This window comes from Microbacterium halimionae (assembly GCF_011761265.1).
Taxonomy (GTDB): Bacteria; Actinomycetota; Actinomycetes; order Actinomycetales; family Microbacteriaceae; genus Microbacterium; species Microbacterium halimionae.
In genome coordinates this window covers 1,053,740-1,080,498 of record NZ_JAAOZB010000002.1, presented here as the reverse complement: position 1 = coordinate 1,080,498, position 26,759 = coordinate 1,053,740, and the positions used below count along the sequence as shown (strand labels likewise).

24 protein-coding genes are annotated in these 26,759 nt (G+C 59.4%); 16 read left to right on the top strand and 8 right to left on the bottom strand.

Annotated features, from left to right (window positions below):
- Window positions 1-39 precede the first annotated feature (39 nt).
- The 10 genes from uvrA to FHS06_RS12910 all read left to right on the top strand — a co-directional run bounded on the left by uvrA (window position 40) and on the right by FHS06_RS12910 (window position 11,414).
- A complete protein-coding gene (uvrA, locus tag FHS06_RS12955; protein WP_167049914.1) occupies window positions 40-2,937 on the top strand; it encodes an excinuclease ABC subunit UvrA in 2,898 nt (965 codons plus the stop codon).
- On the top strand, window positions 2,934-4,838 hold the full coding sequence (uvrC, locus tag FHS06_RS12950; RefSeq protein WP_167050357.1) for an excinuclease ABC subunit UvrC: 1,905 nt from the start codon (window positions 2,934-2,936) through the stop codon (window positions 4,836-4,838). Before uvrA ends, uvrC begins: the two co-directional genes overlap by 4 nt.
- Window positions 4,839-4,887: 49 nt before the next feature.
- Entirely contained in the window at window positions 4,888-5,766 is an 879-nt protein-coding gene (rapZ, locus tag FHS06_RS12945; RefSeq protein WP_167049912.1) for an RNase adapter RapZ, read from the top strand.
- 41 nt (window positions 5,767-5,807) lie between these two features.
- Window positions 5,808-6,776, top strand: coding sequence for a DNA-binding protein WhiA (gene whiA, locus FHS06_RS12940; RefSeq protein ID WP_167049910.1), 969 nt, complete (start codon window positions 5,808-5,810; stop codon window positions 6,774-6,776).
- A 127-nt stretch (window positions 6,777-6,903) separates the two neighbouring features.
- Window positions 6,904-7,530, top strand: a complete 627-nt coding sequence (locus FHS06_RS12935) for a superoxide dismutase (RefSeq protein WP_167049907.1) — start codon at window positions 6,904-6,906, stop codon at window positions 7,528-7,530.
- A 149-nt stretch (window positions 7,531-7,679) separates the two neighbouring features.
- A complete protein-coding gene (gene gap, locus FHS06_RS12930; RefSeq protein WP_167049905.1) occupies window positions 7,680-8,690 on the top strand; it encodes a type I glyceraldehyde-3-phosphate dehydrogenase in 1,011 nt (336 codons plus the stop codon).
- Between the two features lie 9 nt (window positions 8,691-8,699).
- Window positions 8,700-9,914: a phosphoglycerate kinase gene (locus tag FHS06_RS12925; RefSeq protein WP_167049902.1), complete on the top strand. Its 1,215-nt coding sequence runs from the start codon at window positions 8,700-8,702 to the stop codon at window positions 9,912-9,914.
- Window positions 9,905-10,693, top strand: a complete 789-nt coding sequence (gene tpiA, locus FHS06_RS12920) for a triose-phosphate isomerase (protein WP_167049900.1) — start codon at window positions 9,905-9,907, stop codon at window positions 10,691-10,693. Before FHS06_RS12925 ends, tpiA begins: the two co-directional genes overlap by 10 nt.
- A 110-nt stretch (window positions 10,694-10,803) precedes the next feature.
- Entirely contained in the window at window positions 10,804-11,052 is a 249-nt protein-coding gene (gene secG / locus FHS06_RS12915; protein ID WP_165138367.1) for a preprotein translocase subunit SecG, read from the top strand.
- 2 nt (window positions 11,053-11,054) lie between these two features.
- The gene (locus FHS06_RS12910) at window positions 11,055-11,414 is read left to right on the top strand and encodes an RNA polymerase-binding protein RbpA (protein WP_167049898.1); all 360 of its coding nucleotides are present in this window, start codon (window positions 11,055-11,057) and stop codon (window positions 11,412-11,414) included.
- A gap of 74 nt (window positions 11,415-11,488) precedes the next feature.
- On the opposite strand, the gene pgl is transcribed toward FHS06_RS12910, so the two are convergent.
- The 6 genes from pgl to tkt are packed head-to-tail and all read right to left on the bottom strand — an operon-like array spanning window position 11,489 to window position 19,601.
- On the bottom strand, window positions 11,489-12,268 hold the full coding sequence (gene pgl, locus FHS06_RS12905) for a 6-phosphogluconolactonase (protein ID WP_167049896.1): 780 nt from the start codon (window positions 12,266-12,268) through the stop codon (window positions 11,489-11,491).
- Window position 12,269: 1 nt separating this feature from the next.
- Complete coding sequence (locus tag FHS06_RS12900) at window positions 12,270-13,211, bottom strand: glucose-6-phosphate dehydrogenase assembly protein OpcA (RefSeq protein ID WP_167049894.1); 942 nt, start codon at window positions 13,209-13,211, stop codon at window positions 12,270-12,272.
- Complete coding sequence (gene zwf, locus FHS06_RS12895) at window positions 13,208-14,758, bottom strand: glucose-6-phosphate dehydrogenase (RefSeq protein WP_167049892.1); 1,551 nt, start codon at window positions 14,756-14,758, stop codon at window positions 13,208-13,210. Before zwf ends, FHS06_RS12900 begins: the two co-directional genes overlap by 4 nt.
- A gap of 12 nt (window positions 14,759-14,770) precedes the next feature.
- On the bottom strand, window positions 14,771-16,393 hold the full coding sequence (locus FHS06_RS12890; RefSeq protein WP_167049890.1) for a glucose-6-phosphate isomerase: 1,623 nt from the start codon (window positions 16,391-16,393) through the stop codon (window positions 14,771-14,773).
- Complete coding sequence (gene tal, locus FHS06_RS12885) at window positions 16,390-17,508, bottom strand: transaldolase (protein ID WP_167049888.1); 1,119 nt, start codon at window positions 17,506-17,508, stop codon at window positions 16,390-16,392. The genes FHS06_RS12890 and tal overlap by 4 nt, the downstream gene beginning before the upstream one ends.
- Complete coding sequence (gene tkt / locus FHS06_RS12880; protein ID WP_167049886.1) at window positions 17,505-19,601, bottom strand: transketolase; 2,097 nt, start codon at window positions 19,599-19,601, stop codon at window positions 17,505-17,507. The genes tal and tkt overlap by 4 nt, the downstream gene beginning before the upstream one ends.
- Window positions 19,602-19,862: 261 nt before the next feature.
- Between tkt and FHS06_RS12875 the strand changes: the two genes are divergently transcribed.
- Window positions 19,863-20,786: a heme o synthase gene (locus FHS06_RS12875; RefSeq protein ID WP_167049884.1), complete on the top strand. Its 924-nt coding sequence runs from the start codon at window positions 19,863-19,865 to the stop codon at window positions 20,784-20,786.
- A 92-nt stretch (window positions 20,787-20,878) separates the two neighbouring features.
- Here FHS06_RS12875 and FHS06_RS12870 read toward each other — a convergent pair whose 3' ends face one another.
- Window positions 20,879-21,286: a dinucleotide-utilizing enzyme gene (locus FHS06_RS12870; RefSeq protein ID WP_167049882.1), complete on the bottom strand. Its 408-nt coding sequence runs from the start codon at window positions 21,284-21,286 to the stop codon at window positions 20,879-20,881.
- 107 nt (window positions 21,287-21,393) lie between these two features.
- A complete protein-coding gene (locus tag FHS06_RS12865) occupies window positions 21,394-22,365 on the bottom strand; it encodes a COX15/CtaA family protein (protein WP_167049880.1) in 972 nt (323 codons plus the stop codon).
- A 256-nt stretch (window positions 22,366-22,621) separates the two neighbouring features.
- Between FHS06_RS12865 and sufB the strand changes: the two genes are divergently transcribed.
- The 5 genes from sufB to FHS06_RS12840 are packed head-to-tail and all read left to right on the top strand — an operon-like array spanning window position 22,622 to window position 26,656.
- On the top strand, window positions 22,622-24,040 hold the full coding sequence (gene sufB, locus FHS06_RS12860; RefSeq protein ID WP_167049878.1) for a Fe-S cluster assembly protein SufB: 1,419 nt from the start codon (window positions 22,622-22,624) through the stop codon (window positions 24,038-24,040).
- On the top strand, window positions 24,040-25,224 hold the full coding sequence (gene sufD / locus FHS06_RS12855) for a Fe-S cluster assembly protein SufD (protein WP_167049876.1): 1,185 nt from the start codon (window positions 24,040-24,042) through the stop codon (window positions 25,222-25,224). Before sufB ends, sufD begins: the two co-directional genes overlap by 1 nt.
- The gene (locus tag FHS06_RS12850; RefSeq protein WP_167049874.1) at window positions 25,221-25,547 is read left to right on the top strand and encodes a non-heme iron oxygenase ferredoxin subunit; all 327 of its coding nucleotides are present in this window, start codon (window positions 25,221-25,223) and stop codon (window positions 25,545-25,547) included. Before sufD ends, FHS06_RS12850 begins: the two co-directional genes overlap by 4 nt.
- Window positions 25,547-26,317 (top strand): Fe-S cluster assembly ATPase SufC, encoded by a 771-nt coding sequence (sufC, locus tag FHS06_RS12845; protein WP_167049872.1) that lies wholly within the window; start codon window positions 25,547-25,549, stop codon window positions 26,315-26,317. Before FHS06_RS12850 ends, sufC begins: the two co-directional genes overlap by 1 nt.
- A gap of 9 nt (window positions 26,318-26,326) precedes the next feature.
- Window positions 26,327-26,656 carry a metal-sulfur cluster assembly factor gene (locus FHS06_RS12840; protein ID WP_167049870.1) on the top strand — a complete coding sequence of 110 codons (330 nt, stop codon included), beginning with the start codon at window positions 26,327-26,329 and terminating at the stop codon, window positions 26,654-26,656.
- Window positions 26,657-26,759: the final 103 nt, after the last annotated feature.

Sequence of the window (26,759 nt, the reverse complement as noted above, 5' to 3'; positions counted from 1 at the left end):
CCCGGAGCCGATGTCGGAGGGTCGCTCTAGACTTGTGGTGTGCCCATCGTGCCTGTTTCTGACCTCGGCCACAACACTGGAACGCTCAGTGTTCGTGGTGCTCGCGTCCACAACCTCAAGAACGTCGACCTCGATATCCCGCGAGATTCTCTCGTTGTTTTCACGGGTCTTTCCGGTTCCGGCAAGTCGAGCCTGGCGTTCGACACCATTTTCGCTGAAGGCCAACGTCGCTACGTCGAATCTTTGAGTGCGTACGCACGTCAATTTCTTGGACAGGTAGATCGACCCGATGTTGACTTTATCGAAGGACTCAGCCCCGCTGTCTCCATCGATCAGAAGTCGACCAACCGCAACCCGCGCTCCACCGTCGGTACTATCACCGAGATATACGACTATATGCGTCTGCTATGGGCCCGCATCGGTGTTCCCCACTGTCCAGAGTGTGGCGAAATCATTCAGCGCCAAACTGTGCAGCAGATCGCAGATCAGTTGATGGAGCTCGCCGATGGCACGCGCTATCAGGTCGTTGCGCCCATCGTGTCGCAGAAGAAGGGTGAGTTCGTCGACCTCTTCAAAGAGCTTTCTGCGAAGGGATATGCGCGCGCGGTCGTGGATGGCGATCTCGTGCAACTGGCCGAGCCCCCCACCCTGAAGAAAAGCTATAAGCACGACATTGCGGTTGTGGTCGATCGTCTCGTGGCCAGTTCCGAAATCCTGAGCCGTGTCACCGACTCGGTCGAAACAGCTCTCGGACTCGCCGGTGGCACGCTCCAGGTGAATTTCGTGGACGAAGAGGGCGACGAGGCGTGGCAGAACTTCAGCGAGAGACTCGCCTGCCCGAACGGCCACCCGCTCCAGCTCACCGAAATCGAACCTCGGACATTTTCCTTCAACGCGCCGTTCGGCGCGTGCCCCACGTGCTCGGGGCTCGGAACGCGCATGTCGGTCGATATCGAACTGTTGCTCGGCGACGAAGACTTGTCGATTAACGAGGGGGTCGTGATTCCTTGGACGACTCAGGGTAAGGGCCTCTTTCAGTACTACGAGCGACTTCTCGAAGGCCTTTCGGCAGACCTCGAGTTCTCACTCGACACACCGTGGAAGTCGCTTCCTCAAGAGGTAAAAGATGCCGTATTGCACGGCAATGACTTCAAAGTTTCCGTGAAATGGAAAAACCGCTTCGGTCGCGAGATGCGGTACACCTCGGGATTCGAAGGCGTCGCTCCGTACATCGAGCGGCAGTATCAGCAGGCCGAGTCAGACGGCGCTCGACAGCGTTGGGCGGAGTACCTCCGTGAAATTCCATGCGTTGCGTGCAACGGCGCACGACTCAAGCCAGAAGTGCTCGCCGTTATGGTCAACGAACACTCGATCGCGGATGCCGCGAGTTTGAGCCTGGCTGACGCTCAAGTCTTCTTCGCCCAGCTTCAGCTCACCGATCGGGAAGCCAAGATTGCCGCTGCGGTACTGCGGGAGATTCGTGCGCGGCTCGACTTCCTTATTCAGGTGGGTCTGACGTACCTCAGTTTGTCGCGAGCGGCAGGGTCACTTTCGGGTGGCGAGGCCCAGCGCATCCGTCTCGCAACGCAAATCGGTTCCGGACTCACCGGCGTGCTCTACGTGCTCGATGAGCCTTCAATCGGCCTTCACCAGCGCGATAATCGGCGATTGATTGACACGCTCTTGGCGCTCAAGAATCTTGGAAACACGCTCATCGTCGTTGAACACGACGAAGAGACAATCCAGGCAGCTGACTGGGTTGTTGATATCGGTCCACGCGCGGGTGTGGACGGCGGAAACGTCGTGCACTCGGGGCCGTACTCGCAGCTCCTCGCTGAATCGAAATCTTTGACCGCCGACTATTTGTCTGGACGCCGACAGATCGATTTGCCAGCGAAACGACGACCGATCGACAAGAAGCGCCAAATCTCGGTCGTTGGGGCTCGCGCAAACAACCTGCAAAATGTCACCGCGAACTTTCCTCTCGGCGTGCTGACGGCGGTTACCGGAGTGAGTGGCTCGGGTAAGTCGTCTTTGGTGAACGGCATCCTGTACGAGGTATTGGCCTCACGGCTCAACGGTGCACGTCGCGTGCCCGGTAAGCACACCCGTGTGACGGGACTAGACAACCTCGACAAGGTCGTCCACGTCGATCAGGCGCCTATCGGTCGTACGCCGCGATCGAATCCGGCCACATACACGGGCGTCTTCGATCGCATCCGTAACCTCTTCAGCGATACTCCCGAGGCGAAAGCACGGGGTTATCAAGCGGGTCGCTTCAGCTTCAACGTCAAGGGCGGTCGCTGCGAAGCCTGTTCGGGCGACGGAACGATCAAGATCGAGATGAACTTCTTGCCGGACGTTTATGTGGACTGTGAGGTCTGTCAGGGTAAGCGCTACAACCGCGACACTCTTTCGGTGCACTACAAGGGCAAGAATATTGCCGAGGTCCTTGAGATGCCGATCGCCGAAGCAGCAGAGTTCTTCGAGCCCATCCAAGCGATCTATCGCTACATGAAGACGCTTGTCGATGTTGGCCTCGGATATGTGCGGCTCGGTCAGTCAGCGACCACTCTTTCTGGAGGAGAGGCCCAGCGCGTCAAACTTGCGACCGAGCTGCAGCGGAGAAGCAATGGGCGCTCGATCTATGTGCTCGATGAGCCGACGACAGGCCTGCATTTTGAAGATGTCTCGCTTCTCTTGGGTGTGCTGAACAGCCTTGTCGACAAAGGCAACACTGTCGTAGTTATCGAGCACAACCTCGACGTCATCAAGTCTGCCGACTGGGTCATTGATCTTGGCCCCGAAGGTGGCTCTGGCGGCGGAACAATCGTTGCAACCGGCACGCCAGAGGTGGTGGCCAAAGAAAAGGCCAGCTACACAGGAGTATTCCTCGCGGAGGTGCTCGGCTCTCAGGCACAACGCGAGGCGGGATAGTGTCTCAGCTTCCGTACAAGCCGAAACAGGGGGAGATTCCCACCGACCCTGGCGTCTATCGTTTTCGCGACGCAGAGGGTCGAGTGCTCTACGTCGGCAAAGCGAAGAACCTGCGCGCGAGGCTCTCTAACTACTTCGCTCCGCTTCGCACTCTTCACGAGCGCACGAGGCGGATGGTGACAACTGCCTCGTCTGTCGAATGGACAGTGGTGGGCAGCGATGTCGAAGCTCTCCAACTGGAGTACATGTGGATCCAGGAGTACTCGCCGCAGTTCAACGTCAGGTACAAGGACGACAAGTCGTACCCGTTCATGGCAATCACTCTGGCAGACGAGGCTCCACGAGTGATCGTCACCCGCAATCGCAAGATCAAAGGGGCGAAGTACTTCGGGCCCTATCCGAAGATCTGGGCCGTTCACGACACCATCGATCTCATGATCAAGGTATTCCCGATTCGCACCTGCTCGGATTCCTCATACAAAAAGGCGATGGCGACCGGAAGGCCCTGTTTCCCCGGTCAAATCGGCCGATGCGGTGGGCCCTGTTCGATGCGTGTAACGATCGACGAGCACCGGGCGATCGTCAATGACTTCGTCGCTTTCATGTCGGGCAGCGACCAGCGTTTCGCAAAGGAGCTGACGGCACGGATGCGGGAGGCATCCGCCGCCATGGATTACGAGGCTGCCGGTTCTTACCGCGACAAGCTTCAGGCCATTGATGCCGTGCTCTCTCGAAGCGCCCTCGTGTTGCCGGACGAAACTGAAGCAGACCTTTTCGGTATCGCTGAAGACGAGCTAGCGGCTGCAGTGCAGCACTTTGTCGTGCGCGGCGGACGCGTACGCGGAGTGCAGGCGGTGACAATCGAGAAAGAGATAGATATTTCGGGCGCTGATTTGGTGGATCAGATAATCCAGCGCACATACGGTGACGCCGCGGCATCCGATATTCCAAAGCAAGTCCTCGTGCCTTCGCTTCCAGACGACATCGACGAACTCACGCAGTGGCTTCGCGCCAAAAGAGGCAAGAACGTCACCATTCAGGTAGCGCAGCGCGGACATAAAGCTGAACTGATGAAGACCGCCGAACTCAACGCGCGTCAAGCCCTGATGCTCTACAAAACTCGACGCACGAGTGATTACGTTGCGCGCACGCAGGCACTCACCGACCTCCAGTCAGCACTCGCGCTCGAAGAGGCACCCCTGCGCATCGAGTGTTTCGACGTGTCCCATCTATCTGGAACAAATGTGGTCGCCTCGATGGTGGTTTTTGAGGACGGACTTCCGAGAAAAGATCAGTATCGATCGTTCTCGATTCCGGAGACGACCGACGACACCGACTCTATCTATCAGGTATTGACTCGCAGATTGGCGCATCTCGATGGGCGCGACGAGCCGGAAGCTTCGCCGCCTGATCCGACCGTCGACGTCGAAGGCGTCTCAATTCCCCCGGCGCCCAGACCACGCTTCGCCTATCGTCCGCAACTTCTTGTTGTAGATGGAGGCGCGCCTCAAGTTGCTGCTGCAGCGCGTGCGCTCGAAGACTCCGGGCACACCGAGATAGCGCTCTGCGGCATCGCGAAGCGCCTCGAAGAAGTGTGGCTACCCGGTGAGGATTATCCAGTGATCTTGCCGCGCGCGTCGGAGTCGCTCTATCTTCTGCAGCGACTACGTGACGAGGCTCACCGCTTCGCGATCACCCACCAGCGCAAGCGTCGCAAGCGAGACATCACCACCGTTCTTTCGGACGTTCCCGGACTTGGTGCGTCGCGGATACGCGCGTTATTGCGTCACTTTGGTTCGGTCTCAGCACTTCGTGGTGCCACAGTCGAGCAGATTACTGAGTTGCCGGGTATCGGTCCGAAACTTGCCGCTTCGGTTCAGCAGCACTTAGCCGATCAGTAGGCTGGACGCACCGAAGGGCGACGCTGTGCGTCCGTGAGGAGGAAGTGTGATGGCCGAGGGGCCTCAGCAAGCCGGCGAAGTACTCGTCGTGACCGGCATGTCGGGCGCGGGCAGATCGACGGTGGCCAACGCCTTGGAAGATCTCGACTGGTACGTCGTAGATAATCTTCCGCCGCAGATGCTCACCCCGCTGCTTGATATCACCGAGCGAGCCGGGGGAGCGTTGCCGAGAGTCGCAGCGATCGTGGACGTTCGTGGCCGCGGTCTGTTCACGGAGCTTCCTCGCGAAATTCGATCACTTCGCGATGGACGCCAGACGCGCACAGTTTTTCTGGACGCTACTGACGGTGTACTCGTGCGTCGCTTTGAAGCTGTTCGCCGCCCGCATCCCTTGCAGGGTGACGGCACGATCATCGATGGTATTCGCCGCGAGCGCGAGCGATTGGCGGTTATCCGGGAAAACGCGGATATCGTCATCGACACATCCACATATAACGTGCACGAACTTGCATCTCACGTGTACGACCTCTTTAGCGCGCAGGGGTCAGCGCGGCACACGCTTACAATCATGAGTTTTGGATTCAAGTACGGGCTGCCGCCCGACGCCGACATCGTCGCTGACATGAGATTTCTTCCGAATCCTTACTGGGTAGAAGAGCTCCGTAGCTTGACGGGCGAAGACACCGCTGTGCGTGACTTCGTGCTTTCTCAAGAAGGAGCCAGAGCTTTTCTTGACTCCTATTCGGCCGCGCTGAGCCCGGTTCTTGCGGGATATCAGCGGGAGAACAAGCGCCACTCCGTTGTTGCTGTGGGGTGCACGGGGGGCAAACATCGGTCCGTCGCTGTCGCGCAAGAGCTTGCCCGCCTCCTTGGAGATACTCCAGGCGTCGCCATCCGAGTCAAACATCGCGACCTCGGTCGCGAGTAGGCTGGAACGTCAATGAGAATCGTAAGACCCCGAGGAGAGCCGTGCCCCTGACCGCCGACGTAAAGGCAGAACTGCTGCGGGTGCGCGACCCCCGCCCGAGCGCGCGAGTCGCCGAGCTGACAACAATCTTGCGATTTTCCGGAGGACTTCACTCGATCGCTGGTCGTGTTGCAGTCGAGGCGGAGCTTGACTCTGACCTCCTCGCACGCCGTGTTGCGCGAGACCTCGTTGAGATCTACGGAGTTCGCCCACAGCTGGCTGCAGTGCAGTCATCTGGCGCTGGCCATTTCGCGGTGCGGGTGATCGATGGGGGAGAGACCCTTGCGCGCCAGACCGGTTTGCTCGATCAGCGCAGGCGACCTGTTCGCGGTCTACCCAACAAGCTCACGACGGGCGCACCCGCAGATCTCGCGGCTATCTGGCGTGGCGCTTTTCTGGCGGCGGGGACTTTAAGCGATCCGGGTCGGTCCGCAGCTCTCGAGATTTCATGCCCTGCTCCCGAGGCAGCGATGGCTTTGGTCGGTGCCGCGCACCGCATCGGTGTGCCGTCTAAAGCTCGTGAAGTTCGTGGTGTACCTCGCGTTGTTGTGAGAGAAGGCGAAGCAATTCGTCAGACGCTTCACGAAATGGGCGCTCGGTTGGCCGCCGAGGAGTGGGATCAGCTTCGGCAGCGGCGCGAAGTTCGTGCGGGCGTGAACCGACTTGTTAATTTCGATGACGCGAATCTTCGCCGATCCGCACAGGCGGCGGTTGCTGCTTGTGCTCGTGTGGAGCGGGCGCTCGAAATACTTGCTGACACCGTCCCTGATCATCTCCGCGAAGCGGGCGATCTCCGACTTGCACATCGTGACGCCAGTCTCGATGAACTGGGTCACCACGCCGACCCGCCGCTGACCAAGGACGCTGTCGCCGGGCGCATCCGGCGCTTGTTGGCGATGGCCGATAAGAAGGCGGAGATTGACGGCATACCCGGCACTGAGTCCGCCGTTCCCATCGGCGCTGAAGACTGACGATTCGCTATACCTGCGCATTGCGGGAATCAAGCCCCCACGTCTGTCGTTGGTGCTCGGTAGGATGACTAAGTCCCCCTCGCCGCGCGAGGATCTCCTTGCGCGGCGCCGACAGGAAGAAGAGATAATGGCGACATACACGCTGCCCGAACTCCCCTACGACTACTCAGCGCTTGAGCCCAGCATCAGCGCGACGATCATGGAGCTGCACCACAGTAAGCACCACCAGGCCTACGTGACTGGCGCGAACACCGCGCTTGAGCAGCTCGCAGAAGCTCGTGACTCAGGCAACCTTTCGAACGTGAACAAGCTCGAGAAGGACCTTGCGTTCAATCTCGGTGGACACACCAACCACTCGATCTTCTGGACGAACCTCTCGCCCAACGGTGGAGACAAGCCGACCGGTGAACTTCAGGCCGCAATCGACGATAACTTTGGTTCGTTCGACAAGTTCCAGGCTCATTTCACCGCCGCGGCGCTCGGCGTTCAGGGCTCCGGCTGGGCAGGTCTCTTTTGGGACTCCATCGGTGAGAACCTCATCATCCAGCAGTTCTTCGACCAGCAGGCGCAGTTTGCCGCCGGCACGATTCCGGTTTTGCTGCTCGACGTGTGGGAGCACGCGTACTACCTCGATTACAAGAACGTTCGCGCGGACTACGTGAAAGCGTTCTGGAACATCGCTAACTGGGCCAACGTCCAAGAGCGTTTTGTCACAGCTCGCGAGAAGGCAGCGGGTCTGCTGGTAGTGTCGTAACTAGGTAAGGATGCCTCGGAGACCTCGCTCACCGAGGCTCCGAGGCTACCTTCTTACGGGGAGTTGTCGCACCCGCACGACCCCCCATCTCCGGGTCGTCCACCCGGGGAACGAAGGCGCTAAAGCGCTAAGAGAAACCGGGAGACACCGTGTCTGTCAAGATTGGCATCAACGGCTTCGGCCGTATCGGACGCAACTACCTGCGCGCAGCACTTGCGCAGGGCGCGGACATCGAAATCGTGGCGGTGAATGACCTCACCGACAACAAGACTCTCGCTCACCTGTTGAAGTACGACTCCGTTGGCGGACCCCTCTCAGAGGACGTTTCGTACGACGGCGAGTCGATCACAGTGGGCGGAAAAACCATCAAGGTATTCGCAGAGCGCGACCCAGCAAACCTCCCCTGGGGTGAGCTGGGCGTTGACATCGTCATTGAGTCGACGGGTCGTTTCACCAAGGCGGAAGATGCTAAGAAGCACATCGCTGGTGGCGCCAAGAAGGTTCTGATCTCGGCACCCGCTACGGGTAACGATGCGACCATCGTTATGGGCGTTAACGAGGGCGACTACAACCCCGAGACTGACGTGATCATCTCGAACGCGTCGTGCACCACGAACTGCCTCGCACCCCTTGCGAAGGTCTTCAACGACAACTTCGGCATCGAGCGCGGCTTCATGATGACCGCTCACGCCTACACTGCTGACCAGAACCTCCAGGACGGCCCACACAGCGACCTTCGTCGTGCACGTGGTGCCGCTATCAACATCGTTCCGGCTTCTACAGGCGCTGCGAAGGCGATCGGCCTCGTGCTGCCCGAGCTTAACGGCAAGCTGAGCGGCTCTTCTTACCGCGTGCCGGTGCCCACCGGTTCAATCGTCGACCTGACGATCGTCACACCCACCGAGGGACTGACGGTCGAGCAGATCAACGCAGCATACAAAGCAGCCGCAGCGGATGGCAGCCTCAAGGGATACCTCGAGTACACCGAGGACCCGATTGTTTCGAGCGACATTCAACTCAACGCGCACTCCTCGATCTTCGACGCTGAACTGACCAACGTCAGCGGCAACCTGGTCAAGGTTTCGGCTTGGTACGACAACGAGTGGGGTTACTCCAACCGCCTCGTCGACCTGACCGAGTACGTCGCAGAGCGTCTCTGAGACTCGACCATGTCACTGCGCACCCTCGCCTCGTTGGGTTCGCTCGCTGGTAAGCGGATCATCGTCCGTGCTGACCTCAACGTCCCCTTGCGGGACGGGGTCATCACGGACGATGGTCGCGTACGGGCGACGCTTCCAACCCTCAACGCCCTGATATACCAGGGCGCTCGTTTGATTGTTTGCTCGCACCTTGGCCGGCCTGATGGCGAGCCCAACGCGAAATACAGTCTCGAACCCGTGGCACAGCGGCTATCTGAGCTGTTGGGCAAGCCGATTGCGTTTGCCCGCGACACCGTGGGGGAGTCGGCTTCTGAAGCCGTCGCCGCACTCGAAGACGGCGACGTCACCGTCATCGAAAATCTGCGCTTCAATCCAGGCGAGACGTCGAAGGATGCAGACGAGCGTCGCGCCTTCGCTCATCAGCTTGCGGCCCTCGGTGACGCTCTCGTTTCGGACGGCTTTGGTGTCGTGCACCGTAAGCAAGCCAGCGTCTATGAGCTCGCGGAGCTCCTCCCGTCCGCGGCCGGATATTTGATCGAGAAAGAGGTCGAGGTTCTCGACCGTCTGACCGAGAATCCGGAACGCCCATACGCGGTCGTTCTCGGCGGCTCAAAGGTCAGCGACAAGTTGGGCGTCATCGAACACCTGCTTCCTCGGGTCAACACGATCCTTGTTGGCGGCGGGATGATGTTCACGTTCCTCGCTGCGCAGGGATACGCCGTGGGGGCGAGCTTGTTGGAGAAAGACCAGCTCGACACCGTTCGCGGCTACCTCGCCGACGCAAAAGAGCGCGGGGTTGAGATCGTCCTTCCTGTGGATGCTGTCGTAGCTTCGGCATTTGCTGCCGACGCGGACCACGTCGTTGCTGGCGCGGAATCTCTCGAGTCGACTCCGTTCGGCGCATCGGGGATCGGTCTCGATATCGGACCGCAGACAGCCGAGCTTTTCGCGGACGTAATTCGCAGATCGAAGACTGTCTTCTGGAACGGACCGATGGGTGTGTTCGAGATGGAGGCGTTTGCCGCTGGAACTAAAACGGTCGCTCGTTCACTCACCGAAGTCGACGGACTGAGCGTCGTCGGCGGCGGCGATTCAGCAGCAGCGGTACGCCAACTCGGTTTCGAGGATGCGGCATTCGGCCACATCTCGACCGGCGGTGGCGCGAGCCTCGAATTCCTCGAGGGCAAGAAACTCCCCGGATTGGAAGTGCTCGGATGGTCGTAAGCAGAAAGCCTCTCATCGCAGGCAACTGGAAGATGAACCTCGATCATCTCCAGTCTGTGGCTCTCGTTCAGAAACTGCACTGGGCGTTGAAAGATGCGAAGCACGAATCGGACACTGTCGAGGTCGCGCTCTTTCCTCCGTTCACCGATCTGCGCACAGTGCAGACGCTGGTGGATGCTGACAAGATTCCATTCGCACTCGGCGCGCAAGACATCTCCGCTCACGACTCGGGCGCTTACACCGGTGAGATATCGGGTGCGTTTCTTGCAAAACTTGATTGCTCATACGTGATCATTGGTCACTCTGAGCGGCGCGAGCACCACAACGAGACTGACGAGGTCGTGGCAAGCAAGGTTCAGGCGGCATTGCGTCACGGAGTAGTACCCGTGATCTGCGTTGGTGAAACGGCCGAAGATCTCGAGAAGTTCGGTGCGAGTGCGGTGCCCGTCGGGCAGCTCAAGATTGCTTTGGAGAATGTTCCCGCAACGGGCGACATTGTCGTTGCGTACGAGCCCGTCTGGGCCATTGGCTCAGGGCAGGCGGCCACACCCGAGCAAGCGCAAGATGTCTGCGCGACGTTGCGTTCGGTTGTAGCTGAGACGCTCGGTGCTGACGCGGCCGAGCGTACACGCGTGCTCTATGGTGGGTCGGTAAAGTCCAACAACATTGCGAGCTTCATGCGTGAGCCCGATGTTGATGGTGCACTCGTTGGAGGCGGCAGTTTGGTCGCCGACGAGTTCGCCGCAATCATTCGTTTCCAAAAGCACGTCGGAGTTTGATGCTGAGCGATCTGTGACCAGCGAAGTTTGGTCACAGATCGCGACGCGTCTACCCGTATACTTGAACACCGTGCGCTTCGACGGTGGCGCACTGAAAGGCCGCAAAGACTGTGCAGATCCTCGAGTTCGTCCTCCAGGTGCTTCTAGGCATCACGAGCCTCTTGCTGACCCTTCTCATTTTGCTCCATAAGGGGCGCGGTGGGGGTCTCTCCGACATGTTCGGCGGAGGTATGAGCTCGGCCCTGGGCTCTTCCGGTCTCGCCGAGCGTAACCTCAATCGCTTCACGGTGATCCTCGCGCTCGCGTGGTTCACATCCATCGTGGCCCTCGGCCTCATCACCAAGTTTCAAGGGATTTAGCCATGGCAACTGGGGGAAACGCTATTCGTGGGACTCGGGTCGGGGCGGGGCCCATGGGAGAGCAGGACCGCGGCTTTCATGCGGATCGCGTGTCGATTTCATATTGGGACGCCCTAGGCAATGAGACAGTGCGTCATTTCGCCGCCGGAATCGCAGAAGAAGAGATTCCAGAGACGATCGACTCGCCGCATTCTGGTCTTCCTGCGGGACGCGATCGTGCGAACCCTCCCGCGTTGTCACGAAACGAGCCTTACAAAACGCACTTGGCTTACGTCAAAGAGCGCCGTACCGATGAAGAGGCAGAGACCCTTCTCGGCGACGCGCTTCAGCAGCTTCGTGAACGGCGGGGACAGCCAAGCTGACCCACGTCATCATTGATATGAAGAAGAGCGGATGCCGTCAGGCATCCGCTCTTCTTCATATCAGCCGCACGCGCTCAGTATTCGCCATCGATCAGTTCGGGCGGAACCTGCGATGCTGCTGCTTCGTCGACGAAGAACGCGGTGCGTCGGCGACCCTTTGCACCCGCTGCGGGGACACTCTCATAGCTCGCCCCAGCTAACGCGAGCCCGAGAGCCGCAGCTTTGTCGGGCCCGGACATCACAAGCCACACTCGCTTTGCCGAATTGATCACGGGTCGAGTCAGACTTACGCGGTTGGGCGGAGGCTTCGGAGAGTCACGAACTGCGACAGTTGAGCGATCAGTCACCTGAATCTCAGCGCGGTCTGGGAAGAGCGACGCGATGTGCGCGTCCGGGCCGACGCCTAAGAAACATATATCGAAACTAGGCCACGCTTGCTCACCGGTCGAGAACTGCGCAAGCTCCTCGGCGTACGCCGCGGCGGCAGCATCGATGTCTTGTCCGGAATCGGTTGACGCAACGGAATGAATATTCGATCTGGGAATGTCGATCGAGTCGAGGAATGCGGAGCGCGCTTGAACATCATTACGGTCGGGGTCTGCGGCTGCAACGAACCTCTCGTCACCCCACCAGAAGTGAACCTTCGACCAATCGATCTCCTGCGCGAGCGGATTTTTTGCGGCTGCAGCGAGGACCGCTCCACCCATAGATCCGCCAGTAAGCGCGATATGAGCGAGGCGGTCGCCCTCGATTCGACGTACGACACGATTGAGGAACTTTTTCGATACCGTGGCGGCAAGATGTTCCTGGTCGGGACTTATGATGACGCGTTTTTCGCTGACAGCATTCGTCATGTCATTCCTCCGTGGGTGAGGCTGACAAAAGGTCCCACCCGTCCGTGATCACTCGACCGTACAGGATGTCAGGATCGAGGCTTCGTAGTTCTTCTGCAAGGCACTCTCGCAGTGTTCGCCGTGGAAAAGCGAGTTCATGACTGGGCTGGCCCGGCTGTGTCAAAACCGCAGTAGACGCGTCTGGGCGCTCCAACAGGGTGTCGCCGCTCTCGCGTGTGAGCCGCACTGATTTGATTCCACTCACCCACTCTTCGGAAGAGAGGTAGCGCCATTCGACTGGAACCCCGAGCTTGAGTCGCAACCAAGCCGCGAGCAGGGGAGTGGAGGGCGAATCCGCCGCTCCCAGCACTTCGGCTTGAGTGACTGGCTCGAACGGCGGCTGATCCAGAACTGCCGCGAGCTGCTCGCGCCAACGCGTGATGCGGGTCCATGCAAAATCGGTGTCGCCCGGGCTGTAGTGGGCCCCCAATGCGCCCACCCACGCGGAAGGATCAGGTTGAGTGGCGGCATCGGTGATACGGCGCTGCGCAATCTTGCCTACCGACGAGCGCGAGGGCTGATCGGGCGTGCGCGTCGGCCACCAGGCCACCACCGGAGCATCGGGGAGGAGGAGACCTGTGACCAGGCTCTCGGCATTCGACCCGGTAGCACCATGGGCGCTGAGGAGAACGACCTCGCTTGCGCCGGCGTCACCACCCACTCGAATTTGAGCGTCAAGTCTCGCTTCTTCGTCGCTCTCGCCGATCATCAGGACGATCACGCGCATCGGGTGCTCACGCGAAGCGTCATTCGCAGCTTCGATCACTTCTTCTTCGGCGCCGTGACGCGTCACAATCACGAGCGTGAGCACTCTTCCGAGTGCAACCGCACCACCTTCTTCTCGCACGTTGACGAGCGCACGAGTGATCTTGCTGACATTCGTGTCGGGCATATCGACGATCATGGGCGCCTCCAAGTACGGCCGTCACGGGCGAGGAGCTCATCGGCTGCTGCCGGACCCCACGATCCCGGGGAATATTGCTCAAGGGGTCCACCCTGAGCGCTCCAAAACTCTTCGATGGGATCGAGTATCTTCCAGCTCAACTCGACTTCTTCGTGCCGAGGAAAGAGGGGCGGGTCGCCCAGAAGTACATCGAGGATCAAACGCTCGTACGCCTCGGGGCTCGCCTCGGTGAAAGCATGCCCGTAGCCGAAGTCCATCGTCACATCGCGTACTTGAGTACCAGCGCCAGGAACCTTCGAGCCGAAACGGATCGTGACGCCCTCATCGGGCTGCACGCGGATGACGAGCGCGTTTTGTCCTAGGCCAGATGTCTGACTACGGCTGAAGAGGTGCTCGGGCGATCGTTTGAAAACAACAGCAATTTCGGTCACTCGGCGACCGAGGCGCTTTCCAGCGCGAAGGTAGAACGGAACCCCCGCCCATCGTCGAGTGTTGATTTCGAGCTTGATCGCAGCGTACGTCTCAGTAGCGGACTCCGGATCCATTCCATCTTCTTCTAGGAAGCCGGGGACGTGCTCGCCGCCCTGCCATCCACCCGCATACTGACCGCGCGCGGTTGCCTCAGACAGATCTTCCGGGAGCGAGACGGCCGCGAGTACCTTTTCCTTCTCGGCGCGGAGGTCCGCCGCGTTAAACGTGATGGGTTCTTCCATTGCTGTGAGCGCCAGAAGCTGAAGAAGGTGGTTCTGAATGACGTCACGCGCGGCGCCGATTCCGTCGTAGTAGCCAGCGCGGCCACCGACGCCGATATCCTCGGCCATCGTGATCTGTACGTGATCGACGTAGTTGCGGTTCCACAGCGGCTCGTAAAGTTCGTTCGCGAAACGAAGCGCCAAGATGTTCTGAACTGTTTCTTTACCGAGGTAGTGATCGATGCGGAAGATGGAATCTGCGGGAAAAGCAGTTCGCAGCGAGTCGTTGAGTTCGCGTGCCGAAGCGAGGTCATGGCCGAAAGGCTTCTCGATGACGACTCGGCGCCAGCCCTCTGGATTGTCGGCAGTCTCATCGACCAGACCGGAATCCTTCAGCTGCTTGGCAACTTCAGCAAAGCCCTTCGGAGGTATCGACAGGTAGTACGCGTGGTTGCCCATCGTGCCGCGTTCGACGTCAAGCTTCTCGACAGTTTCACGCAAGCGGCGGAAAGCATCCGGGTCGCCGAACTCTCCCGAAACGAAACGGATGCCTTGCAGCAGCTGCTGCCATGTCTCATCACGAAACTCTGTGCGTGCGTGTTCTTTGACAGCGTCATAGACGACGTTGGCAAAGTCCTGATCTTCCCAGTCACGCCGAGCGAACCCGACGAGAGCGAAGCCCGGTGGCAAAAGCCCGCGGTTTGCGAGATCGTATACGGCGGGCATCAGCTTTTTGCGCGACAGATCTCCTGTTACGCCGAAGATCACGAGCGCGCTGGGGCCAGCAATACGATTGAGGCGACGATCATCTGGGTCGCGCAACGGATTGTTGCCGCGCGAAATTTCTACCACCATTACCAACTGCTCCTACTGCGCCGCTTCGAATAAAGAAAGTACATCGGCTTGCGGATCCGTCAGCGTCAAGGTCACAACTGGACGACCGTGCTCATTCGCCAGAACTGCCTCGTCGCCGGCCGCCTGTGCCCGGATCAACTCACCGAAAGTGAATGGTCGCCCGGGAACCTCGAGATCAACGTCGGTGCTTTCAAGAATCTGCAGATATACACCGTTCGCGGGTCCACCCTTGTGGAACTGCCCCGTCGAGTGGAGAAAACGCGGTCCCCACCCGAACGTCGTGGGGCGCCCAGAGTCAGCTGCCACGAGTTCGCGCAATCCTCGAATCTGAGAAAGCTCGAGTCGATTGACGTACGCCTGAACCGCTACGTAGCCGTCTGAGGGGACAAGCGCCCAGAGCGCTTCCAGCACTCCGGAGACTGTTCCTGAAGCTGCAAGTGCGGGATCAGATACTCGAACCTCGACTCCGTTGAGAGCAAACGCCGGCGGCGTCGGTTCTGGGCGAGAGTCGAGAAGGCCGCGCGTCGCGGATTTCGCTGACTCCACATCGGGCTGATCGAACGGATTGATGCCGAGAATACGACCGGCTATCGCGGTCGCGTATTCCCACACGATGAACTGCGCGCCCAGCGAACCGCTGATGAGGACTTCGCCTTCATGGTGCGCAAAGAGATGAAATTCGTGAGCGTCACTCACGAACCGCACAGTCTGAAGGTCCGCGGGCTTACTTTCCAGCTCGGGGGAGACCGGAAGAAGGACGACAGGCAGGATGCCGGTTCCGCCCTTGCCCGTGGACTCAGCGATCAGCTGTTCAATCCAGTCGGGCAGACCGATGATGTGAGTGCCGTCGCTCACCAAACCGAGCTTGTCGCGCCGTGGTTCGCCGCCGGCAATCGCTGCTGCTAGCACGAGCGCAGGGTTTTCGGGGGAGTCAATCGCGACTTCAAGGAGGGTCGCATCTGCCTCGTCGAGCAGCTCGTTGATGTCCACGCCTGCAAGGCCAGCTGGGACCAGTCCGAATGCGGTCAGAGCTGAATACCGTCCACCGACAGTCGGATCCGCGTTGAAGACCTTGTATCCGTCTCTCCGTGCTGACGTGTCAAGAGGAGATCCCGGGTCAGTCACAACGATGATGCGTTCAGCGGGGTTGATGCCGATATCACGGAAGGCCGTCTCGAACGCACGTTTCGCAGAGTCAGTTTCAACGGTTGAACCCGACTTCGACGACACAACGAGAGCTGTTTGCGCGAGACCGCCAGCTTCGGCATCACCATCGAGCGCAGCGAGAACCTGACCTGGTGCTGTCGAATCGAGAATGACCAACGGCACCCCCGCAGTTTGCGCTATGACTTCAGGCGCAAGCGACGAGCCGCCCATTCCAGCGAGAACAATTCGAGTGACCCCGTTGCTACGCAGTACTTCGCGGAGCGCTTCAATCTCTGCAACCAAGGGGCGAGAAACGCTGACTGCGTTCACCCACCCCAGTCGGTGAGAAGCCTCTTCCTGCGCCGTGAGTCCCCAGAGAGTTTCGTCTTGGGCGGTTATCCCAGAAGCGACGAGAGAGGCGACGAGGCCCGGAAGCGTGTGGTCTACGACCGACTTCACGTGCCCCGTCAACTTGAGCTCAAAGCTCATCGGTTTCCCTCTGCTGCGCCACTCAGCGCTGTTTTAACACTTTCTTGCAGCTCGTGCCACGAGACGATGAATTTCTCTACGCCCTCGTCCTCGAGCACCTGCGTGACGTCGTTGAAATCAACGCCGACCGACGCGAGCTGGTCAAACACGCCATGCGCGTCCGCGTAATTATTGGTGATCGTGTCACCTGCAATTTCACCGTGATCATATGTTGCCTCGAGCGTCTTTTCGGGCATGGTATTAACGGTGCCAGCGGTGACCAGCTCGGTCACGTAGAGCGTGTCCGGCAGTGCGGGATCCTTGACGCCGGTCGATGCCCAGAGCGGACGCTGAGCGTTCGCGCCAGCAGCCAACAACGCCTTGGCGCGAGGAGTTGCGAACTCAGCCTCGTAGAGCTCAAACGCAAGGCGAGCATTTGCGATGCCCGCCGCACTCTTGAGGGAGATCGCTGCATCCGTGCCGATCGCCGTCAAACGCTTGTCAACCTCCGTGTCGACGCGTGACACGAAGAACGATGCGACCGAATGGATGGTCGACAGGTCGATGCCCGCTGCCTGCGCCTTTTCGAGTCCCGAAAGGTAGGCGTCAATAACAGCCGCGTGACGCTCGAGACTGAAGATCAAGGTCACGTTGACACTGATGCCAGCACCAATAACTTCGGTGATGGCCGGAAGGCCAGCCTTCGTCGCAGGAATCTTAATCAGAGCGTTGGGACGATCAACCTTCGCCCAAAGCTTCTTGGCGTCCGAGATTGTCACCTCGGTGTCGTGCGCGACGTCGGGGGAGACCTCGATTGACACGCGCCCATCGACGCCACCTGTCGCGTCGTACACCGGGCGGAAGATGTCGGATGCCGCTTGCACGTCATCGGTCGTGATCTCGAAGATCGCGCTGTCAACAGTTGCGCCAGAGGCTGCAAGCGCGTTCACCTGGTCTTGGTAGGCCTCACCTTTGGCAAGAGCGCCAGCGAAGATAGTGGGGTTGGTCGTCACGCCGCTGACATTCCGCTGGACGATTAGTCCCTGGAGGTTACCGGTAGCGATACGTTCACGTGACAGATCGTCGAGCCAGATGCTGACGCCGGCGGCTGCAAGTTGTTCGGTGGGGGTGCTCATGCGTTCTCCTTAAGAGTTTCGCGTGCCGCTTCAACAACGGCTTCGGTTGTGATGCCGAATTTCTGGAAAAGTGTTTTGTAGTCAGCGGAAGCGCCAAAGTGCTCGATCGAGACAGACCGTCCGCGATCACCGACGATGCCGCGCCAGCTGAGAGCTGTACCCGCTTCGACAGATACACGCGCCGTCACAGACGCCGGAAGAACACTTTCGCGGTACTCAGCGTCTTGCTCGGCGAACCACTCAAGCGAGGGCGCCGAAACAACACGCGCATTGACGCCTTCGCTCTTCAGCGCTTCGCGGGCGTCGACAGCAAGCTGGACTTCAGAGCCGGTCGCGATGAGGATCACGTCAGGCTTTCCGTTAGGCGCTTCTGCGAGAACGTATGCTCCCTTGACAGCTTCCGAAGCGGCGGCAAAGGTTTCGCCTGAAGCTGCGCCCTCGCCGCGCTCGAATACCGGGATGTTCTGGCGTGTGAGCGCAATTCCGGACGGACCAGCGTGCCGACGCAACATTTCGAGCCAGACTTCTGCTGTCTCGTTGGCGTCAGCCGGACGCACCAGCGCGAAGTTCGGGATGGCGCGAAGCGCCGCGATCTGTTCGATGGGCTGGTGAGTTGGGCCGTCTTCACCCAGTGCAACCGAGTCGTGGGTCCAGACGAAGATAGACGGCACGTTCATCAGCGCCGCGAGACGCACGGGCGGCCGCATGTAGTCGCTGAAGATGAGGAAAGTTCCGCCGAAGGCGCGCGTCGGACCGTGGAGAACGATGCCGTTAATGATCGCGCCCATTGCGTGCTCGCGAATTCCGAAGTGGAGCACGCGACCGTAAGGACTTCCGTTCCATTCGTGTGTCGACCACTCTTCAGGAATAAACGAAGGTGCGTTTTTGATCGTGGTCAAATTCGACTCTGCGAGGTCGGCTGAGCCACCCCACAACTCGGGGAGCTGTTCCGCAAGAGCATTGATGACCTGGCCTGACGCCGCGCGGGTCGATACGTCTTTGCCTGCCGCGAACTTCGGAAGTGCGGATTCGATGTCCGCGGGCAGCTCGCGGGCCTGAAGGCGATCAAAGAGAGCCTTGCGATCAGGGTGCGCCGCAGCCCACTCGTCGAAGGCCTTCTGCCAGGATGCGCGGTCCTCGGATGCCCGGTCTGCAAGCGAACGCGTACGTGATAGAACGTCTTCGTCGACTTCGAATGACTTCTCGGGGTCGAAGCCAAGGACCTCTTTCGTGGCCTTGAGCTCGTCGGCGCCGAGTGCCGAACCGTGGATCTTTCCGCTGTTCTGCTTGCCCGGTGAAGGCCAGCCGATGATGGTCTTCAGGATGATGATGGATGGCTTCGAGCTCTCGCCCTTGGCAGCTTCGATCGCGTCGTAGAGCTCAGCAGCATCCTCGACGTACTCGCCGGTCTTCTTCCAGTCGACAGTCTGAACGTGCCAGCCATAGGCGTCATATCGCTTTGCGACATCCTCGGTGAACGCAACGTTCGTATCGTCTTCGATCGAGATCTGGTTGGAGTCGTAAATGACGACCAGATTGCCGAGCTGCTGGTGTCCGGCGAGCGATGAGGCTTCGCTGGTGACGCCTTCTTCGAGGTCGCCGTCGGATGCAATGACGTAGACGAAATGGTCAAAGGGGCTCTTGCCTGCAGGAGTCTCTGGGTCGAAGAGGCCGCGCTCGTAGCGAGCTGCGTATGCGAAGCCAACCGACGAGGACAGTCCCTGGCCGAGTGGCCCTGTTGTCATCTCCACACCCTTGGTGTGGCCGTATTCCGGGTGTCCCGGCGTGAGCGAACCCCACGTACGAAGGGACTTCAGATCATCGATCTCGAGTCCGAAGCCGCCCAAGTACAGCTGGACGTACTGTGTTAGCGATGAGTGACCGGCGGAGAGAATGAAACGGTCGCGTCCAGGCCAATGCGTATCGGCTGGATCGTGGCGAAGAACCCGCTGGTAGAGCAGATACGCCGCGGGTGCCAAGCTCATGGCTGTCCCGGGGTGGCCGTTTCCCACTTTCTCGACGGAATCCGCCGCGAGCACGCGAGCTGTATCCACAGCGCGCTGGTCGATCTCATCCCATTGCAGTTCCGACACACGGACCACCTTTCCTAAAGAAGAGGGAGCGCGCCTGCGGCATCCGTTATTCCCGCACGCCGGAGCGATATTGGAGAAATCGGGATTGCGCGAGGTGCGCCTGTGTTTTCAGCATAGCGACCACGCCTCGGTTGAGGGTTCCGCATCTTGCGTCGCTCAGCAATATTCTCTCGGGTCGCGGGGCAGCACGATAGTCGTGCCAGTGAAGAACCTTGATGCAATAGACTTGGATGGACTTTGTAACAGCCGATAGTGGGGACGATGGACATCACGACGACGTCGGCAATCGAGGCATCACCCGGTTCCTCTTTTGGACGGAAAATTCGCGCGTATGTCGCGCTGACCAAGCCTCGTGTGCTCGAGCTCTTGCTCGTGACGACCGTGCCCGTGATGATTCTCGCGGAACGCGGACTTCCGAACATTTGGTTGGTTCTCGCTACGGTCATTGGTGGCTCGATGAGCGCTGGCGCGGCGGCAACGTTCAACATGTATCTCGACCGCGATATCGATGCGCACATGCAGCGGACGATAAATCGTCCGCTCGTCACAGGAGAAGTTACGCCGCGCGGCGCGCTAGTTTTTGCCTGGACGCTCACGGTTTTTTCCACGGTGTGGCTCTTGATAACGACCAATTGGCTCGCCGCGGCGCTCTCGGCAGCGGCGATCTTCTTCTACGTCGTCATCTACACCATCTTGCTCAAGCGGCGCACGGAGCAGAACATCGTGTGGGGTGGAATCGCCGGGTGCTTCCCTGTCGTTATCGGTTGGTCTGCGGTGACAGGTTCGCTTTCTTGGAGCGCCGTCATACTTTTTGTGCTCGTCTTCCTCTGGACACCGCCGCATTACTGGCCGTTGTCAATGAAGTACAAAAGTCAGTACGACGATGTCGACGTTCCCATGCTCGGTTCCACCCGGTCCGGCTCGCAGGTCGGTCTTCAGGTCATCTTGTATGCGTGGGCAACGATTGCTTGTTCGCTGCTGCTGATTCCTGTAGCGCACATGGGCCTCGTCTACAGCGTTTCTGCTCTGGTTTTCGGCGGCTGGTTCATCTACGAATCACATCGTCTTTACGCACGCGCTGTTCGAGGCAACGAGCCACGTCCCATGCGCGTATTCCACGCGTCGATTACCTACCTGACGCTTCTCTTCGTCGCGATAGCGATCGACCCGCTGCTTCCGTTCTAAGTACCGATACACAATAAGAAGTGCCCCCCACCATGCGGTGAGGGGCACTTCTTATCGATGCGATGCGATGCGATGCGATGCGAGTCGCGGGATCAGCGCTGAGCTGAGCTGTCGCTGACTTCTTCGACGGGCTGCTCGACCGAGTCGCTTGCATCGTTGGTGGGCTCAACGCTCTCGACGGACTCGGAAGCGGGCTCTTCGACGATTTCGACGACGTCGACAACAGCAGCTGCCGGCGACGCGAACACGGAGCGTGCGACAGCGAGCGAAAGGGCTGATACGAGACCAATGAGGCCGGCTGCGACGAATGCCGCGGCAAACGCGACCCATGCCTGTCCGGCGTAAACCTCTACACCCGTGGCTGTTCCGTCAGCGAGCGTTGCAGTCATGATTGAAAGTTTGTCGACGGTCAACCATGCGCCATAGGCAATTGCCGCAACGGACGCGATGACAAGCACCCAGTAGGGAATGCTGCGGTACAGACGGGGACGGTTGTTCATTGAGGGCCTCTCATTGGTGTGGTCAGCGCATTCCGCCGACGCATGTTTTCTATGTTCACTGCAGCTTTATAGCAGGATCGATGGATCAGCTATGCATTTACTGTGCGTTATGCATTCGCGTTGATCCGCTCGGGCGCGGCCTTCGTTGCTGGTTCTTTGATGTGCATCACGACAGCGACCATGGCGGCCACGAGGACCATCGCCAGAACCATATGGATGTTGACCAGGACAATAGGGAGTGCGGTCCGAGCTTGCCACAACCCCACCGCAACTTGCACGGCCTCAGTCGCGAGCAGGAGTCCGGTCCATAACCGCAGCCGAAGAGCTGCCGGCGTACGCCAGGATCCCACTAAAAGAATGAGAGTCAGCGCCAAAGTAACGTACGCGGGCCAGGAGTGGACGTGCTGCATGAAAGCGGGATCCAGTCCATTTCGGCTCGCGCCGCCGTCCCCGGAGTGTGGTCCGGATCCAGTTACCAGCACACCAACGATGACAGTAATGGCCACGGCCGCGCTCGTGAGGTGCACGGAAGCGGCGTACCATCTCGGCACCGCTCGAATACGCGGCCCAGGAGTTGCATAAACCCGCGCAACGAGCGCGGCAGCGAAAGCAACGAGAAGCGCTGACGCCAGATAGTGCAAGCCAACTACATAGGGGTTGAGGTTCGAGAGAACTGTTATCCCGCCGATGATTGCCTGCAGCGGCACGTACAGCCCGATGATGAGGGCCAGCCAGAACAGGTCGCGTCGCTGTCGACGCATCCGCACGACAAATAAGAAGGTCACGATCGCAACGATGACTAGCACGAACGTCAGAAGCCGGTTGCCGAATTCGATGACGCCGTGGATCCCCATCTCCTCGGTGGCAACAAATGAACCGTCTGTGCATCGGGGCCACGTCGGGCATCCCAATCCGGAGCCCGTAAGTCGTACCAGCCCGCCTGTGCCGACGATGCCGATCTGCACGACGAGCGTGACCCAGGCCGCAGTGATGACCCTTCTGTCGACACGCGCGGGAAGCCAGCGCGCGATGCGTCGCCATTTCGACACTGCGGGGGAAGATGTGGGCTGCGCAGACATCGTGTCTTGCCTCCTGGAGGTGCGTCCGGCGCAGCGTGCCACGCAAGAGCGGCGGCCCGGCGAAGGGGCGTTACCTGTAGAATCGGTCGTGTCGGGATGCAACGCAAAAGCGTTCCGCATCACAGACAGTCTAGGCGCGTCGAAGCCAGCGCCGAATGAGCGGACCCACAAGCAGCATTCCCCTTCGCACTCCAAAGAAGGTAAGGAATGTTGGCACGGCTGAAACCGTTGGGTACCGAAAGGAGAGTGAGACGCAATGTCTGATGTACTGATTGACCGCCCCGAGCTCGAGAGCCTGGGAGTCTACGAATTCGGATGGCACGACGCCGACGCGGCGGGCATGAGCGCCAAGCGAGGTATCAATGAACTCGTTGTGCGCGATATTTCTGCCCTCAAGAACGAACCCGAATGGATGCTGAAGAATCGCCTCAAGGGCCTTCAGCTCTTCGGCAAGAAGCCAATGCCGACCTGGGGCGCTGACCTCAGCGATATTGACTTCGAGAACATTAAGTACTTCGTGCGCTCGACCGAAAAGCAGGCCCAGAGCTGGGAAGACCTGCCGGAAGAGATCCGGAACACGTACGAAAAGCTCGGTATCCCCGAAGCCGAGCGTCAGCGTCTCGTGGCGGGCGTCGCGGCCCAGTACGAATCTGAGGTTGTCTATCACCAGATTCGTGAAGACCTCGAAGAGCAGGGTGTCATCTTCATGGACACCGACACCGCGTTGCGTGAGCACCCCGAGTTCTTCGAAGAGTACTTCTGCTCCGTCATTCCCGCCGGCGACAACAAGTTCTCCGCGCTCAACACCGCGGTCTGGTCGGGTGGTTCGTTCGTCTACGTTCCTCCGGGAGTGCACGTCGAGATTCCTCTGCAGGCCTACTTCCGGATCAACACCGAGAACATGGGTCAGTTCGAACGAACATTGATCATCGCCGATGAGGGTTCTTACGTGCACTACATCGAAGGATGTACTGCTCCTATCTACAAGAGCGACTCACTGCACTCGGCTGTTGTGGAAATCATCGTCAAGAAGAACGCTCGCGTTCGCTACACGACCATCCAGAACTGGTCGAACAACGTGTACAACCTCGTCACAAAGCGCGCAATAGCGCACGAGGGTGCCACGATGGAGTGGGTCGATGGCAACATCGGCTCGAAGGTGACCATGAAGTACCCGTCGATCTTCCTCGTGGGGGAGCATGCCAAGGGCGAGACGCTGTCTGTCGCATTCGCCGGCCCCGGCCAGCATCAGGATGCCGGCGCCAAGATGGTGCACATGGCTCCTTACACGCAGTCCTCGATCGTTTCGAAGTCGATCGCACGCGGCGGTGGGCGCGCTGGCTATCGTGGTGAGGTTCGCGTCGACGCGAATGCCCATCACTCTGCGAACACTGTGCGATGCGACGCTCTGCTGGTCGACTCCATCTCGCGAAGTGACACGTATCCGTCAATCGATATTCGCGTGGATGATGTGCAGCTCGGGCATGAAGCAACTGTCTCCAAAGTCAGCGAAGAGCAGCTTTTCTATCTGATGAGCCGAGGCCTCGACGAGGCTGAAGCTATGGCCATGATCGTGCGCGGGTTCATCGAACCCATCGCGCGGGAGCTGCCGATGGAATATGCACTCGAACTAAACAAGCTCATTGAGATGGGCATGGAAGGATCCGTCGGCTGATGAGTTCTGCGACTCAGACCCCCGTGAGCGTTGCGGAGGGTCATATCGACCCTGCCGCGGCGTTCGTACCGGTTCAAACAAGATCCGCGCGTCCAACGTCGTTTGAGCCTGATGATTTCGGCATTCCGACTGGCCGTGAGGTCAACTGGAAGCACACACCGCAGCGGATTATCGAACCTCTTCTGCAAGACGTTTCCGACCGCTCTGACGCCGTAACGATCACGGTGAACGCGCCGAGTGTCGTCAGCGTAGGGACTCTGGCATCGGGTGAGTCTCCCCGAGGCGAGTTTTTCGTCCCTGAAGACCGCATCGCGGCCGTGACGTGGAAGCAAGATGACAACGCGACGTACATCCGCGTTCCGAGCGGCGTCGAAACCGCTGAGCCGGTCGTCATCACCGTGCAGGGCCACGGCGGCGTTGCACACGCGCATGTCGTGCTCGTTGCAGAGCCGCAGTCCCGGGCAAAAGTTGTACTTCGGCACCACGGAACACTCGCTTTCGGCGAGAACGTTGAAATTATCGTTCGCGACGGCGCACACCTCGAGGTTGTCTCGGTCCAGCAATGGGACGATGATGCGGTTCACGCGGCATCCCATCAGGCACGTGTGGATAAAGACGCCTCTCTCCGTCACACGACCGTGAGTTTCGGGGGAGCGCTCACCCGGGTCAACCCCAGCCTCCAGCTTTCGGGCACCGGATCTCACGGAGAGATGTTCGGTCTGAGCTATGCAGACGCTGGCCAGCATCTCGAAAGTCAGGTTTATCTTCACCACAAGGGTGCTCAGACTCGCGGCGATGTGCTTTTCAAGAGCGCACTTCAAGGCGAGGGCGCCCGCACGGTGTGGATCGGCGATGTTCTCATCGGCCCGGATGCCACCGGCACCGACTCTTACGAGGCGAACCGAAACCTCGTCTTGACCGAGGGCGCTAGGGCAGATTCGATCCCAAACCTGGAGATCGAGACTGGCGATATCCGAGGGGCCGGCCACGCCAGCGCTACTGGTCGTTTCGACGACGAGCAGTTGTTTTATCTGCAGGCCCGCGGCATCTCCGAAGAAGAAGCTCGACGTCTCGTTGTGATGGGCTTTCTGACCGAGATCGTTCAGAAGATTGGCATCGACTCGCTTGAGGCTGAGCTGATGACAGCGATTGAGGCCGAACTCACACGTGAGGTCGTGCAATGACCGCGACTCGCGTGTGCGCCCTTAGCGAGCTCGAACAGGATGCGGCCACTCGCGTCGAAGTCGATGGCGTCGCGATCGCTGTAGTTCTCGATTCCGCGGGTGACGTGCACGCCATCGGTGATGTCTGCACTCACGGTGACATCTCACTCGCAGACGGTTTCGTAGAAGGCGAAACTCTGGAGTGCTGGGCGCACGGTTCTGCATTCTCGCTTCTTACCGGCAAACCCCTTAATCTACCCGCGTATGAGCCAGTACCCGTATACGCCGTCGTCATCGACGGCGATGACGTGCTCATCGATCCCACTGTGAAGAAGGAAATCTGATGTCTGTCCTCGAGATCCGCGACCTGCACGTCACGGTCGACACGGAAGAAGGAACCACGCCGATCCTCAACGGCGTCACGCTCACCCTCCGTACGGGGGAGACGCACGCCATCATGGGGCCGAATGGTTCTGGCAAGTCCACGCTTGCTTATACGATCGCCGGCCACCCGAAGTACACGGTCACTGGCGGATCGATCACCCTCGACGGCGAAGACGTGCTGGCGATGACCGTAGATGAGCGGGCACGCGCAGGACTCTTCCTTGCTATGCAGTACCCAGTGGAGATTCCTGGCGTCACGGTGACAAACTTCTTACGCACTGCCAAGACAGCGATCGACGGTGAAGCCCCCTCGATTCGTACGTGGACAAAAGACGTTAAGCAGTCGATGAAGGGGCTGCGAATGGATCCGAAGTTCGCGTCTCGTAACGTCAACGAAGGTTTCTCTGGTGGCGAGAAGAAGCGCCATGAGATTCTCCAGTTGGAGCTGCTCAAACCACGGTTCGCAGTACTCGATGAAACTGATTCGGGACTTGACGTTGACGCTTTGAAGATCGTTTCAGAAGGTGTCAACCGCGCGAAGGAAGAAACCGGACTCGGCGTACTCCTGATCACGCACTACACCCGCATCCTGAAATACATCACCCCTGATCATGTGCACGTGCTCGTCGCGGGCCGAGTTGCTGAGCAGGGTGGCCCGGAGCTGGCTGCACGGCTCGAAGACGAAGGCTACGACCGCTTTCTCGAGCCCGTTGTTGACGCGGACGCGTAGAATCGCATCATGACGGCGACACTTAGCCCGGACAAGTTTGACGAAGTCACGGAGTCCTTAAAAGACGTGATGGATCCCGAGCTCGGGATCAACATCGTGGACCTTGGCCTCATCTATGATCTCGCGTGGGATGACGAGAACGATGCTCTTGTCATTCACATGACACTCACATCGGCAGGCTGCCCGCTTACCGATGTTCTGGAGGAGCAGACGGCGCAGGCTCTCGACAACGTCGTAGAGCGCTTCCGCATCAATTGGGTGTGGATGCCGCCGTGGGGTCCGGAGAAAATCACGGACGACGGCCGAGACATGATGCGCGCTCTCGGGTTTTCGATCTGAATTTAGCTAGCAAAAGAGGTGGTTCTCAAAAAGTTTTGGAGAACCACCTTTTTTTGTCGGTCGGCGCAGGCTACTTGTCGTTGCCGAAGAAGCCGACGGATGA

Coding starts and splice junctions, on each gene's coding strand:
- rapZ (WP_167049912.1), top strand. CDS start 4,888: ATGGCCGAGGGGCCTCAGCAAGCCGGCGAAGTACTCGTCGTGACCGGC.
- FHS06_RS12935 (WP_167049907.1), top strand. CDS start 6,904: ATGGCGACATACACGCTGCCCGAACTCCCCTACGACTACTCAGCGCTT.
- FHS06_RS12925 (WP_167049902.1), top strand. CDS start 8,700: ATGTCACTGCGCACCCTCGCCTCGTTGGGTTCGCTCGCTGGTAAGCGG.
- tpiA (WP_167049900.1), top strand. CDS start 9,905: ATGGTCGTAAGCAGAAAGCCTCTCATCGCAGGCAACTGGAAGATGAAC.
- FHS06_RS12910 (WP_167049898.1), top strand. CDS start 11,055: ATGGCAACTGGGGGAAACGCTATTCGTGGGACTCGGGTCGGGGCGGGG.
- pgl (WP_167049896.1), bottom strand. CDS start 12,268: ATGACGAATGCTGTCAGCGAAAAACGCGTCATCATAAGTCCCGACCAG.
- FHS06_RS12900 (WP_167049894.1), bottom strand. CDS start 13,211: ATGATCGTCGATATGCCCGACACGAATGTCAGCAAGATCACTCGTGCG.
- zwf (WP_167049892.1), bottom strand. CDS start 14,758: ATGGTGGTAGAAATTTCGCGCGGCAACAATCCGTTGCGCGACCCAGAT.
- FHS06_RS12890 (WP_167049890.1), bottom strand. CDS start 16,393: ATGAGCTTTGAGCTCAAGTTGACGGGGCACGTGAAGTCGGTCGTAGAC.
- tal (WP_167049888.1), bottom strand. CDS start 17,508: ATGAGCACCCCCACCGAACAACTTGCAGCCGCCGGCGTCAGCATCTGG.
- FHS06_RS12875 (WP_167049884.1), top strand. CDS start 19,863: ATGGACATCACGACGACGTCGGCAATCGAGGCATCACCCGGTTCCTCT.
- FHS06_RS12870 (WP_167049882.1), bottom strand. CDS start 21,286: ATGAACAACCGTCCCCGTCTGTACCGCAGCATTCCCTACTGGGTGCTT.
- FHS06_RS12865 (WP_167049880.1), bottom strand. CDS start 22,365: ATGTCTGCGCAGCCCACATCTTCCCCCGCAGTGTCGAAATGGCGACGC.
- sufB (WP_167049878.1), top strand. CDS start 22,622: ATGTCTGATGTACTGATTGACCGCCCCGAGCTCGAGAGCCTGGGAGTC.
- sufD (WP_167049876.1), top strand. CDS start 24,040: ATGAGTTCTGCGACTCAGACCCCCGTGAGCGTTGCGGAGGGTCATATC.
- FHS06_RS12850 (WP_167049874.1), top strand. CDS start 25,221: ATGACCGCGACTCGCGTGTGCGCCCTTAGCGAGCTCGAACAGGATGCG.
- sufC (WP_167049872.1), top strand. CDS start 25,547: ATGTCTGTCCTCGAGATCCGCGACCTGCACGTCACGGTCGACACGGAA.
- FHS06_RS12840 (WP_167049870.1), top strand. CDS start 26,327: ATGACGGCGACACTTAGCCCGGACAAGTTTGACGAAGTCACGGAGTCC.